We start from the raw sequence: 12,338 nt of genomic DNA, 5'->3' as shown, positions 1-12,338 counted from the left end.
GGCTCAGACCCAGCCCAGCGCTCCCAGCAGCCCACCCGCGCCGATCAGCCACAGCAGGTGCAGCCGGGTGCGCCAGACGATCAGCGCGGCCACCGCCGTCAGCAGCCACAGCCGCCAGTCGCGCGCCGGCTGGTCGTGCGCCGCGGTGAGCACCCAGCCGGTGGCGATGAGCAGCGCGATCACGATGGGCGCCATGCCCGCCTTGAAGGCGCGCACCCCGCGCCGCTCGCGGTGGCGGTGCGCCCAGCGGGTGGCCGTGTAGGTGAGCAACGAGGACGGCAGCAGGATCGCCACCATCGTCACCCCCGCGCCGAACAGCCCCAGCGCCCAGGCGCGCCAGCCCGCCGCGGGCCCGCCCGCCGCGTTGATGCCGATGTTGAAGCCCAGCAGCGCGATGAACAGCACGTTGGGCCCGGGCGCGGCCTGCGACAGCGCGATCGAGGCGGTGAACTGCGCGTCGCCGAGCCAGCCGTGCTGTACCACCAGGTAGCGGTGCATGTCCGGTGCCACGGTGATGGCCCCGCCGACCGCCAGCAGGGAGAGCGTGAGGAAGTGGGTGAACAGGTCCAGCCAGTCCACGGCCAGGGGCAGGGTGGTCATGGCCTCAGCCCCCCGTGCGGCCCAGTTGGCGCCAGGCCCAGGCGCTGGCCAGCGTGCCCAGGCCCAGCAGCACCCAGGCCAGCGGCCAGCGCAGCAAGGCGATGGCAACGAAGGTGCAGGCGGCGAAGCCCATGCACACGCCCAGCCCCATGACGTTGCTGCGCAGCGCCGCCACCAGCTTCAGGCCGGTGGCGGTGATCAGTCCGGCCGCCACCGCGCCCATGCCGCGCAGCGCGGCCTGCGCCTGCGGCAGCATGGCGAACTGGCTGTAGAGCACGGCCAACAGCAGCAGCAGGGCCAGCGGCGCCAACAGCATGCCGGCCAGCGCCGACAGCGCGCCCGGCAGGCCGAAGTGCCGCCCGCCGATCATCAAGGCCAGATTGACCACATTGGGGCCCGGCATGATCTGCGCGACCGCCCAGTCCTCGACGAACTGGTCGCGCGTGAGCCAGCGGCGTTTTTCCACCAGCTCGCGCTGCACCACGGCCAGCACGCCGCCAAAGCCCTGCAGGGCCAGCCAGGTGAAAGCGGTGAAGAGTTCGGCGCGCGAGCGCGGCCGCAGGGGGGCTTCGTCGGGAGCGGGCTCAGGCATCGCGGGCCAGCATGCGGCGCACCATGTCGGCGGTGAGGGGCTTGGTGACGTAGCCCTGGATCACCGGCAGCTCGGCGGCGCGCTGGCGGTCCTGCGGCGCGTCGGACGAGGTGAGCATCAGCAGCACGGTGGCCGGCTTGCCGCTCAGCAGATCGGTGGCCTGGTGCGCGACCTCGAAGCCATCGAGCACGGGCATGTTGATGTCCAGGAAGATGCAGGTGGGCAGCGCGAGCGGGTCGTCGCGCAGGAAGTTCAAGGCGTCCACGCCGTTGTCGAAGACCCGTACCTCGCCGGTGAAGCCGGCCCGGCGGATCATGATCTCGTGGTACACGTTGTCGGCGTCGCTGTCGTCGATCAGGATGAAACGCGCGGGGGCTGCCATGTGTGGGGGTCCTCAGGCGCGACCCGCCGGAGGCAGGTGCAGGGTGAAGCGGCTGCCGGCGTCGGTGGACGAATCGAGCGTCAGGCGGCCTTGGTGGAGTTCGGCGATGCGCTGGCAGATCGGCAGGCCCAGGCCGGTGCCGTCGTAGCGGCGGCGGTTGTGCAGGCGGTTGAACAGACCAAAGATGCGGCCCTGGTGCTCCTGCGCGATGCCCACGCCGTTGTCGCTCACGTGGATCTGGTCGAGCTCGCCGCTGCGCGAGGCGCCCACGGTCACCACCGGCGGAATGCCGGGGCGCGTGAACTTGAGCGCGTTGCTCACCAGGTTGTGCAGGGCCACGCGCAGCAGGCCGGCGTCGGCCATGACCACCGGCAGGGCCGTGTTGATCTCGATGCGGCCCTGGCAACGCTGCAGCACCGGTGCCAGGTCTTGCGTGACGTGTTGCGCCAGGGCGGCCGGGTCCACCGGCTCGATGCGCAGCGGGTGGGTGTCGAGCTGGGCGAACTCGACCAGGTCGTCAAGCAGGCGGCCGATGCGCCGGCCCCCTTCGCGCACGAAACCCAGGTAGCGCTGCGCGGCCGGCATCAGCTCGGCCTGGTGGTCCTCCACCAGCAGCGAGCTGAAGTTGTTGATGGTGTTGACCGGCTCGCGCAGGTCGTGCGAAAGCATGTAGATGAAGCGCTGCTGCTCCACCGTCTTGCGCTCCAGCAGCGCGACGGTGCGGTTGAGTCGGACCTCGTTGCGCTTGAGCGTCTCGACGTCCTGCGCGCCCTGTTCCAGCAGGGTGGCCGACAGCGTGGCCAGGTGGCGCAGTCCGTCCACCTGGGGGGCGGACAGCCGCCGGGGCCGAACGTCCATGACGCAGACCGTGCCCAGGGCCAGGCCGTCGGCGGTCACGATGGGCGCGCCCGCGTAGAAACCCAGGTCGGGCTGTTCGCGCAGGAGGGGGTGGTGCTGCACGCGCGGGTCGTGGCGCACGTCCTCGATCACCAGCACCTCGCCGGGCGTCTGGATGGCGATGGCGCAGAAGCTCCAGTCGCGTGGGGTTTCGCTCAGGGGCAGGCCGATGCGGGCCTTGAACCACTGCCGCTCGGCGTCCACCAGCGAGACCAGGGCGATGGGGGTGTCGCACAGGGTCTGGGCCAGGGCGGCGATGCCGTCGTAGGCCCGGTCGGGCAGGGTGTCGAGCACGCCCAGCGCGCGCAGCCGCGCGAGGCGCGGGCCTTCTGGGGCGGGCGGCGGAGAGGGCTGCATCGGGGGCTTGGGGCGAGCAAAACCCCGATTTGTAACACGCTGGCCCGCCGCCGGTTGTCCGCCGGGCGGCTGGACAGGGTGTGATATTCCTCACATCCCCTCATTGGGGGATGCCAGATCCCGGGGGCCGCCTCAGACCGACATGCCGCCGCTGACCTCGATGACCGCGCCGTTGACGTAGCTGGCGTCGTCGCTGGCCAGGAAGGCGTAGACGCTGGCGATCTCCTCGGGCCGGCCCAGTCGGTGCAGAGGCACGCGCTGGCGCAGTTCGTCCAGCACCTTGTCGGGGATGGTGGCGAGGATGGGCGTTTCGATGAACCCCGGCGCGACGGCATTGACGCGGATGCCCTTGGGCCCCAGCTCGCGCGCCCAGGTCTTGGTGAAGCCGATGACGCCGAACTTGCTGGCGGCGTAGTTGGTCTGGCCATAGTTGCCATACAGGCCCACCACCGAAGAGGCGTTGAGGATCACGCCGTGGCCCTGGCGCACCATGGCGTCGGCCACGGCCTGCGCGCAGTGGAAGACGCCGCGCAGGTTGACGTCGATGACGCGATCGAACTGCTCGATCGTCATCTTCTGCAGGCGCGCGTCCTGCGTAATGCCGGCGTTGTTGACCAGCACGTCGATGCGGCCATGGCGCGCCAACACCTTGGCCACCACCCCGTCCACTTGCGTGCGCTCGGTCACGTCCAGCGCGTGGCCCTCGGCCTGGGCGCCCAGGGCCTGGCAGCGGCGCACGGCCGCGTCCACGGCCTCGGGCTTGAGGTCGGCGACGACCACGGTGGCACCTTCGCGGGCGAAGGTTTCGGCGGTGGCCAGGCCAATGCCCTGGGCGGCGCCGGTGATGAGGCAGACCTTGTTCGACAGTCGGGACATCGTTCGGGGTGTCAGTACTGGGGTTGGAAGCGGCGGATGGCGTCGCGCGCCGCGCCGTCGAGCAGGAAGCCGCGGCCGAAGCGGCGCGCCAGCAGGTCGCAGCGGCGCTCGAAGGCTTCGATGCCCTGGCCGTAGATGAATTGCAGCGCGCCCCCCGTCCAGGCCGGGAAGCCGATGCCGAAGATGGAGCCGATGTTGGCGTCGTGCGCGCTGGTGAGCACGCCCTCGGCCAGGCAGCGCGCGGTCTCCACCGACTGGCGGTAGAGCAGGCGGTCCTTCACGTCCTGCAGCTCCCAGGGCAGCTTGGGGTCCTCGAACAGGCCCTTGAGCTCCACCCACAGGCGCTTGCGCTGGCCCGCCGGGTATTCGTAGAAGCCACCACCCGACGCGCGGCCCGCGCGCCGCAGGGTCTTGACCATGCGCTCGACCAGCAACTCGCCGGCGCCGGGTTCGTAGACCTTGCCTTCGGCCTTGAAGTCGGCGCGCGTCTGGTCGAGCACGTGCACTGAGAGCGCGAGCGAGGTTTCGTCGAGCACGGCCAGCGGGCCCACGGGCATGCCGGCCTGCACGGCGGCGTTCTCGATCACCGGCGCGGGAATGCCTTCGCCCAGCATGGCCGCGCCTTCCATCACGTAGGTGCCGAAGGTGCGGCTGGTGTAGAAGCCGCGCGCGTCGTTCACCACGATGGGCAGCTTGCCCAGCGCCAGCACGTAGTCGTAGGCGCGCGCGATGGTCTCGTCGTCGGTGCGCTGGCCGCGGATGATCTCCACCAGCTTCATCTTGTCCACCGGGCTGAAGAAGTGGATGCCGACGAACTTCTCGGGGCGCCGGCAGGCCTTGGCCAGGCTGGAGATGGGCAGGGTGGAGGTGTTGCTGGCGAAGAAGCCGCCGGGCGCCAGCTGCTCCTCGGCCTCGCGCGTGATCTGCGCCTTGACCTCGCGGTTTTCGTACACGGCCTCGATGATCAGGTCGCAGCCCTTGAGGTCCTTGGGGTGGTCGGTGGGCTGGATGCGGTCGAGCAGGCCGAGCTGCTCCTGCACGCTCATCAGCCCCTTGTCGACACGCATCTGCGTGAGTCGCTGGCTGTAGGCCTTGCCGATGTCGGCGGTCTCCAGGTTCACGTCCTCCAGCACGGTGTTGATGCCGCGGCTGGCCTGGGCGTAGGCGATGCCCGCGCCCATCATGCCGGCGCCCAGGATGCCCACCTTGCGTGGCGTGAAGCGCGGATAGTCCTTCGGACGCGAACCGCCGCCGCGCACGGCGTTCATGTCGAAGAAGAAGGTGTTGATCATGTTCTTCGCCACCGGGCTCACGATGAGCTGGGCGAGGTAGCGGCTCTCGATGCGCAGCGCCGTGTCGTAGTCGACCATCGCGCCTTCCACCATGGCGGCCAGCGCGGCCTCGGGCGCGGGGTACAGGCCCTGCGTCTTCTGCCGCAACAGGGCTGGCGCCACGCTGAGCATGCCGGCCACCTTGGGGTTGCTCGGTGTGCCGCCGGGCATCTTGTAGTCCTTGGCGTCCCAGGGGTGCTGGGCCGTCGGGTGGGCGCCGATGAAGGCCTCGGCCGCGGCGCGCAGGCTCAGCGCGTCGGGCGCGAGCTCGTGCACCAGGCCCAGCTCCAGCGCCTCGCGCGGACCGAACAGGCGGCTTTCCAGGATGAAGGGCTGGGCACCCTGCAGGCCCAGCAGGCGCGTCATCTTGGTGATGCCGGTGGCGCCCGGGATCAGGCCCAGCGTGATCTCGGGCAGTCCGAGCTGGATCTTGGGGTGGTCGATGGCGATGCGGTGGTGCCCCACCAGCGCCACCTCCCAGCCGCCACCCAGGGCGGCGCCGTTGATGCAGCTCACCACCGGCACGCCCAGGGTTTCCAGCGTGCGGAAGTTCTTCTTGGTCTGCTCGATCTCGGCGTAGACCTGGCGCGCGTCGCTGGCCTTCAGGCGCATCGTGCCCTTCAGGTCGGCGCCGGCGAAGAAGGTGCTCTTGGCCGAGGCCAGGATGATGCCCTTGATGAGCGCCTTGTCGCGCACCACCAGGCCCGTGACCGTGGTGAGGTCGCGTTGCCAGTCGGTGCACATGGTGTTCACCGGCGAGCCGGGCTCGTCGAAGGTGATGGTGGCGATGCCGTCGTGCAGCTCGTAGCGGATCGTTTTCATTCGTTCAGACCCGTTCGATGATGGTGGCGATGCCCATGCCCCCGCCCACGCACAGCGTGGCCAGGCCGCGCTTGAGGCCGCGGCGCTCCAGCTCGTCGAGCAGGGTGCCCAGGATCATGGCGCCGGTGGCGCCCAGCGGATGGCCCAGGGCGATGGCGCCGCCGTTGACGTTGACCTTGTCGTGCGGCACGCCCATCTCGCGCATGAACTTCATCGGCACCGCGGCGAAGGCCTCGTTGACCTCGAAGAGGTCGATGTCGTCCACCGTCAGGCCGGCTTTTTCCAAGGCCTTGCGGCTGGCCGGCATGGGGCCGGTGAGCATGATGGTCGGGTCCGCGCCCGACAGGGCCGCCGCGACGATGCGTCCGCGTGGCGTCAGGCCGTGCGTGCGTCCCGCCGCCTCGCTGCCGATCAGCACGGCCGCCGCGCCGTCGACGATGCCCGAGGAATTGCCCGCGTGGTGCACGTGTTCGATGCGCTCGACCTGCGGGTAGCGCTGCAGGGCCACGGCGTCGAAGCCCATCTGGCCGAGCTGTTCGAAGGCCGGCTTGAGCGCGCCCAGGCCTTCCAGGGTGGTGTGGGGCTTGATGAACTCGTCCTCGCCCAGCACGGTCTGGCCCAGCATGTCCGTCACGGGCACCACGGAGCGATCGAAGCGGCCTTCGCCGCGTGCACTGGCCGCGCGGCGCTGCGACTCGAGGGCGAAGGCGTCCACGTCTTCGCGGCGAAAGCCTTCGATGGTGGCGATCAGGTCGGCGCCGATGCCCTGGGGCACGAACATCGTCGCGCTGTTGGTGGCGGGGTCCTGGGCCCAGGCGCCGCCGTCCGAGCCGATGGGCACGCGGCTCATGCTCTCCACGCCGCCGGCCACGACCAGCTCTTCCCAGCCGCTGCGCACCTTCATGGCCGCCAGGTTCACCGCTTCCAGGCCCGAGGCGCAGAAGCGGTTGAGCTGCACGCCCGAGCAGCGCCAGTCCCAGCCGGCCTTGAGCGCGGCCACCTTGGCGATCACCGAGCCCTGCTCACCGATGGGCGAGACCACGCCCATGACCACGTCATCCACCGCGGCGGTGTCGAAGTCGTGCCGCCGCTGCAGCGCGCTCAGCGTGCCGGCCAGCAGATCGATCGGCTTGACCTCGTGCAGGCTGCCGTCCTTCTTGCCCTTGCCACGGGGCGTCCGGATGGCGTCGAAGATGAAGGCTTCGCTCATTGTCATGACCTCCGCGCAGCGGGCTGCGGTGCGAGCGCCTTCGAAACGGCGGGACGGCGCTCATGGTTTGTCCCCGGTGGTGACCGATACCTCGGCCCAGTATATTGACTTTCGCCAAGCAGTTGCTTGCCAAAAATCCCCCAACCGTCCAGTCGGTGACAGCATGATCGAACGCACCCTCTTCAACAGCGACCACCAGGCCTTCGCCGACGCCTTCCAGCGCTTCGTCGACAAGGAGATCGCGCCCTTCCACGAGGCCTGGGAAGAGCAAGGCTACGTGGACCGCGAGGTCTGGCGCCAGGCCGGGGCCAACGGCTTTCTGTGTCCGTCCATGCCCGAAGCCTACGGCGGCGCGGGCGCCGACCGGCTCTACTCGGTGGTGCAGATGGAGGCGCTGGCGCGCGGCGGCTTCAGTGGCATCGGTTTCGGGCTGCACAGCGAGATCGTGGCGCCCTACATCCTGCACTACGGTACCGAGGCGCAGAAGCGCAAGTACCTGCCGCGGCTGGCCAGCGGCGAGATGGTGGGCGCCATCGCCATGAGCGAGCCCGCGGCCGGCAGCGACCTGCAGGGCATCAAGAGCACCGCCTTGTTGCAGCCCGACGGCAGCTATCGCCTCAACGGCAGCAAAACCTTCATCACGAATGGCTGGCACGCCGACCTGGTGATCGTCGTCGCCAAGACCGATCCTTCGGCCGGCGCCAAAGGCACCACGCTGCTGCTGGTGGAGCGCGGCATGCCCGGCTTCGACAAGGGCAAGCGCCTGAAGAAGCTGGGCCTGAAGGCGCAGGACACCTCCGAGCTGTTCTTCGACAACGTGGCGGTGCCGGCCGACAACGTGCTCGGCGGGCCGGATTTTCTGGGCCGGGGCTTCGTCTGCCTGATGGAGCAGCTGCCCTGGGAGCGGCTGCAGATCGCCATCGGCGCGGTGGCGGCGGCCCAGGCCGCCATCGACTGGACCGTGCAGTACGTGAAGGAGCGCAAGGCCTTCGGCAGCACGGTGGCGGCCTTCCAGAACACGCGCTACACCCTGGCCGAGCTGCAGACCGAGGTGCAGGTGGCGCGCGTGTTCGTGGACAAGTGCTGCGAGCTCGTCAACGAGAACCGCCTCGACTCGGCCACTGCCAGCATGGCCAAGTACTGGTGTTCCGACCTGCAGTGCAAGGTGATGGACGAGTGCGTGCAGTTGCACGGCGGCTACGGCTTCATGTGGGAATACCCCATCACCCGCGCCTACGCCGACGCGCGCGTGCAGCGCATCTACGGCGGCACCAACGAGATCATGAAGGAGCTGATCTCCCGGCAGATGGGCCTGGGCGGGCGCTGAAGACGCGCGGTCCGAAACCGGTCATGCCAAACCGCTGGCATGGGTGTAGGCTGTGGCTCGGCACGGTGGTTGCTGGAGCGCTTGGCCATGAAAAACGCCGACATCAAGCAGTTGGCCCTGATGTGCGAGCTGATCGATACGCAAAGCCTCAGCGAGGCAGCGGCCCGGTTGGGCATGACGCCGTCGGCCGCCAGCCAGTCGCTCAGCCGCTTGCGCGCCGCGTTCGCGCAAGAGGTGTATGTGCGGCACGGCAATGCCTACCGGCTCACGTCCCACGGCGAGCGTGTGATCGGTGGCATCCGGACCATCGTCAAACGCTGGAACGAGAGCCTGCAGGCCGTGCAGGGCTTCGATCCGTCCGAGAGCGCAATGCGGTTCAACGTGGCCTGCGTGGGCCACTCGGCTCTGCCCGATTTCGTGCAACTGCAGGCCGATCTGCGCGAACAGGCGCCGGGCGCGCGGCTCGATCTGCAGGTGCCCCTGTACAACGCGGTTGACTTCCAGTTGCTGCGCGCGGGCCGGCTCGATGTGCTCTGCGCCAGCGCGCCGCCGCCGGCGGACGCGCGGGATATGCGGCATGAGCTGCTCTGTTCGCACGCCCTGACGCATGTGCTGCTGAGCAAGTCGCACCCCCGCGTGGGTGACCGCATCAGCCTGGCGCAGTACCTGGCCGAGGAACACGTGGTGGCGCACTACCGCAACCTCGACGCGGCGTCGCGCAGCCCGCTGGACGCCGCCCTGCAGGCGCGGGGCCAGGCTCTGCGCCGCTCGACCTACGTGCAGTCCCTGTGGACCTGCCTGCAGTTGGTGTCGCGGGGCGACTTTCTCATGACGATGTCGGCCGACGGCGCCCGCGTGGTGGTGGCACTGCTGAGCCAGGTGCGCAGCCTGCCCTTGCCCCCCGACTTTCCGGCGGTGCGCAGTGAGCTCCACATGATCTGGCACGAACGGACCGATCGCAGCCGCCCTCACCAATGGCTGCGCGAGCGCCTGCGGGCGGTGTCGCGGGCCGCGGGCCGGTCGATGGAGGTGCCTGCGTGAGTACCGAAGGTTTCGGTGGGTCGCGCGTTGCACGCGCCATCGGCACGGCCGACATGCGTCAGATCGCGCTGATGGTGGCGCTGCTGGACGCGCAGAGCCTGAGCCAGGCCGCGGAGCGCATGGGCCTCACGCCGCCGGCGGCCAGCCAGTCGCTGCAGCGACTGCGCGAGTTCTTCGGCGACGAGCTTGTGCAGCGCCAGGGCTCGGACTATGTGGCCACGCCCTTGGGGCAAGGCGTGCTGGCGTCGTTCCGGGAGATGGTGCATCTGTGGCAGGACATCACCTCGGGCGCGCCTTTCGACCCCGCCAGCGGCGAGGCGCATCTGCGGATCATGAGTACCGAGGGCTTCACGCGGGTCGACCTGAACGCCTGCTACAGCGCCATCGTGGCCCTGGCGCCGCATGTGCGGCTCGACGTGCGCGAGCCCGACGCGGCCACCGGGGGCTACGAGGGGCTGCGAACCGCGGACGCCGACGTTCTGCTGACCGCGTGGCCGCCCCCCGAGGACGCCCCGGATTTGCACGCTGAGCCGTTGCCGGCGACCACGTTCACCCATTGCTGCCTCAGCGCCGCGCATCCGCGCATCGGCGACAGCTTGAGCCTGCAGCAATACCTGGCCGAGCACCACCTGTTGGCCTCGGTGACGATGCGCGCCACCGAGGCCGCCGTGCTGCCCATCGACCGCTGGCTCATGAGCATCGGCTTGCCACCGCGGTCCTGCAGTGTGGTCTATCCCATTGATCGTCTGGCCCACGTCTTGTCCACGACGGACCGTTTGGCCACGGTGGCGCCCATCGATGGAAATGACCTGCGCCGACGTGCCCCCGGGCTGAGGCTACTGCCCTTGCCGCCCGAACTGCCCCGGTCCTGGCGCCCGAACTACATGGTGTGGCACCACCGCACCCACCAAAGCCCGCCCCACCGCTGGCTGCGGGAGCGACTGCGGGAACACGTGGCGCCGGATCCTGTGGTGGCGGCCTAAAGCCGGACGACCGCGCGGCGGCCGTCAGCGCACGAGGCGGTAGAGCTCGTGCACGCGCAGAACGGCGATGGCCGGGCCTCGGGTCCTGACCATGAGGTCAAAGCACTCGAAGAACAATTCGCGCAGGGCTTCGGCGTCGGTGAGGGAGATCAGCGTGGCGTAGAGCGCCTGGTCCGAGGCCTCCAGGTAGTTCACGTAGTGGCCCACCGTCTGGACGACGATGCCGCGCGCGCGCTCCATGGCATCGGCTGGGGATTCGTGCGGCGGGGCCGCCGGGCGGGGCGCCGTCTGCCAACGCGCCATCAGCATGTCGAGCATGGAGGCGGTCAGTTGCGACTCGGCAAAGGCGGCATGGCTCATGGTGGCTCCTGGGTCCCAACGGCGGCCGGCAACCTGGTGGGCGGCGACTGGCCCCGGCTCGGCATGGACGCGAATCTAGGTGGGCCCCGTCACCCTGTCGATTTCGAAGTTAGCAAGGACGATTTAGCAGCGCTAAAAACCGGCCCGATGAGGCCGTCACAGTACTGCGCTGGCAGTACGTTCGCACCATTCGGTGCGGTCTCAAGCGCCGCTTAGGCGAAGGATGAACCCTTCGGGGGTATCCGGCGGGGCGGCGTGATCGGCCACCACCCAGGCGCGGCTGGGGTGCTCGGCGACCTCGGTCAGGCAGTCGGCCAGAAAACGGGCCGACGGGGCGTCCAGCGCGGCGAAGGGCTGGTCGATGAGCGTGACGGGCGCGCCCGTTGCCAGCGCGGCGGTGAGCCAGACCTTGCGCCGGCTGCCGGTGGACAGCATGTACAGCGGCTTGTGCAGGTGCTCGGCCAGGCCGAAGCCGTCCACGAGATCGGCCAGGGCGGCCTCGCTCAGGCCCGGCCAATGCGCGCTCAGGCCCTCCAGGTAGCCGGCGGCGGGCAGGGCGTCGTGGGCCTCGGTCTGGGGATCGATCCAGAACACCTGGCGGCGGTAGGCCACCGGGTCCTCGTCGGCCCAGTGACCGGCCGCCCACAGCCGCCCGGCCTGGGGCGCCAGGGCGCCCGCCAGCAGCGACAGCAGGGTGCTTTTGCCGCAGCCGTCGTCGCCGGTGATCCAGGTGAGGCCGGGGCCGAGTGCCAGCGAAAGGCCATCGAACAGCGGCCGGCCGCCGGGCCAGGCGAAGCGCAGGTGGTCGGCGCGCAGCAGCGGGGTCATGGGGGGTCAGTAGGGCAGGCGCAGCCGCTGGCCCTGGTGGACGATGACCGCGCTGCGCGGGCCGATCGACTCCAGCCTGAGCCCCGGCACGATGTCCTGGCCTTCCTGCACCACCTGGCCGTCGACGATGAGCATGCGCAGCTTGGGGTTGTCGGCGTAGGTGCTGCCGCTGAGTTTGAGCGGCGGCAGGGCCGCGCGCGCCGTGGGGCTGAGCTCGTTCACGCGCGGCAGGTGGGTGTCGCCGCTGGTGGCGGGGGCGGGCGTTGGCGAGGGCGTGACCGGGGGCGGCGCCACGGGTGGGGTGGGTGGGCGCGCCGGCGCGGCGGACGGAGCGGGCGCGGGTGGCGGTGGCGGTGGCGGTGGCGGCGCCAGGATAGGCTGCACGGGCGCGGCCGGTGTCGGTGCCGGGACAGGGGCCGCGCCCGTGCGGGGCGGCGGCGCCGGCGGGGGCTCGGGTTTGAACGCCGGTGCGGGCGAGGGGGCCTGGGCCACCGGCCCAGGCGACGGCGCCGAAGCGCCGTCGCGCATCAACCACCAGGCGATGCCGGCGATGGCGGCCGCCAGCACACCGAGGCCTATCCACAGCGGGCCGCGCGAGGGCCGCGCGCCACCACGCGCCGCCGGCGGTTCGCTTGCCCGCGAGGGCGGCACCTGGGTGTGCAGGCCCGGCACGCGGCCGCGTTCGCGTTCCGCGTCGGCGCGGCGCAGGGCGTCGAGGATGTAAGACATCGG

General features: G+C 70.3%; 13 protein-coding genes. 3 read left to right on the top strand and 10 right to left on the bottom strand.

From position 1 onward, the window contains the following. Positions 1-3: 3 nt before the first annotated feature. The 7 genes from JNX00_RS13450 to JNX00_RS13420 all read right to left on the bottom strand — a co-directional run bounded on the left by JNX00_RS13450 (position 4) and on the right by JNX00_RS13420 (position 7,067). Complete coding sequence (locus JNX00_RS13450; protein ID WP_204742595.1) at positions 4-600, bottom strand: chromate transporter; 597 nt, start codon at positions 598-600, stop codon at positions 4-6. 4 nt (positions 601-604) lie between these two features. Beyond that, positions 605-1,192, bottom strand: coding sequence for a chromate transporter (locus JNX00_RS13445; RefSeq protein ID WP_204742594.1), 588 nt, complete (start codon positions 1,190-1,192; stop codon positions 605-607). Beyond that, on the bottom strand, positions 1,185-1,574 hold the full coding sequence (locus JNX00_RS13440) for a response regulator (RefSeq protein WP_070400074.1): 390 nt from the start codon (positions 1,572-1,574) through the stop codon (positions 1,185-1,187). The genes JNX00_RS13445 and JNX00_RS13440 overlap by 8 nt, the downstream gene beginning before the upstream one ends. Positions 1,575-1,586: 12 nt before the next feature. Next, a complete protein-coding gene (locus JNX00_RS22505; protein ID WP_204742593.1) occupies positions 1,587-2,828 on the bottom strand; it encodes an ATP-binding protein in 1,242 nt (413 codons plus the stop codon). A gap of 132 nt (positions 2,829-2,960) precedes the next feature. Continuing rightward, entirely contained in the window at positions 2,961-3,704 is a 744-nt protein-coding gene (fabG, locus tag JNX00_RS13430; RefSeq protein WP_204742592.1) for a 3-oxoacyl-ACP reductase FabG, read from the bottom strand. An 11-nt stretch (positions 3,705-3,715) separates the two neighbouring features. Continuing rightward, a complete protein-coding gene (locus JNX00_RS13425; RefSeq protein WP_204742591.1) occupies positions 3,716-5,857 on the bottom strand; it encodes a 3-hydroxyacyl-CoA dehydrogenase NAD-binding domain-containing protein in 2,142 nt (713 codons plus the stop codon). Positions 5,858-5,861: 4 nt separating this feature from the next. Beyond that, on the bottom strand, positions 5,862-7,067 hold the full coding sequence (locus JNX00_RS13420) for an acetyl-CoA C-acetyltransferase (protein ID WP_204742590.1): 1,206 nt from the start codon (positions 7,065-7,067) through the stop codon (positions 5,862-5,864). A gap of 163 nt (positions 7,068-7,230) precedes the next feature. On the opposite strand from JNX00_RS13420, the gene JNX00_RS13415 reads away from it, so the two are divergent. The 3 genes from JNX00_RS13415 (at position 7,231) to JNX00_RS13405 (ending at position 10,418) form a co-directional block, all read left to right on the top strand. Further along, positions 7,231-8,394, top strand: a complete 1,164-nt coding sequence (locus JNX00_RS13415; RefSeq protein WP_070400079.1) for an acyl-CoA dehydrogenase family protein — start codon at positions 7,231-7,233, stop codon at positions 8,392-8,394. Between the two features lie 87 nt (positions 8,395-8,481). Then, positions 8,482-9,435 carry a LysR family transcriptional regulator gene (locus JNX00_RS13410; protein ID WP_204742589.1) on the top strand — a complete coding sequence of 318 codons (954 nt, stop codon included), beginning with the start codon at positions 8,482-8,484 and terminating at the stop codon, positions 9,433-9,435. Continuing rightward, positions 9,432-10,418: a LysR family transcriptional regulator gene (locus JNX00_RS13405; RefSeq protein WP_204742588.1), complete on the top strand. Its 987-nt coding sequence runs from the start codon at positions 9,432-9,434 to the stop codon at positions 10,416-10,418. The genes JNX00_RS13410 and JNX00_RS13405 overlap by 4 nt, the downstream gene beginning before the upstream one ends. A 24-nt stretch (positions 10,419-10,442) precedes the next feature. On the opposite strand, the gene JNX00_RS13400 is transcribed toward JNX00_RS13405, so the two are convergent. From JNX00_RS13400 to JNX00_RS22500, 3 genes are all read right to left on the bottom strand, one after another. Next, the gene (locus JNX00_RS13400) at positions 10,443-10,778 is read right to left on the bottom strand and encodes a hypothetical protein (RefSeq protein WP_070400082.1); all 336 of its coding nucleotides are present in this window, start codon (positions 10,776-10,778) and stop codon (positions 10,443-10,445) included. A gap of 201 nt (positions 10,779-10,979) precedes the next feature. Then, positions 10,980-11,606, bottom strand: a complete 627-nt coding sequence (locus tag JNX00_RS13395) for an ATP-binding cassette domain-containing protein (RefSeq protein WP_204742587.1) — start codon at positions 11,604-11,606, stop codon at positions 10,980-10,982. A gap of 6 nt (positions 11,607-11,612) precedes the next feature. Next, on the bottom strand, positions 11,613-12,335 hold the full coding sequence (locus tag JNX00_RS22500; protein ID WP_204742586.1) for a general secretion pathway protein GspB: 723 nt from the start codon (positions 12,333-12,335) through the stop codon (positions 11,613-11,615). Between the last annotated feature and the right edge of the window lie 3 nt (positions 12,336-12,338).

The organism is Hydrogenophaga sp. YM1 (assembly GCF_016903055.1).
Taxonomy (GTDB): domain Bacteria; phylum Pseudomonadota; class Gammaproteobacteria; order Burkholderiales; family Burkholderiaceae_C; genus Hydrogenophaga; species Hydrogenophaga borbori.
The sequence above is the reverse complement of the archived record's forward strand: the minus strand, read 5'-3'. Positions and strand labels throughout refer to the sequence as shown.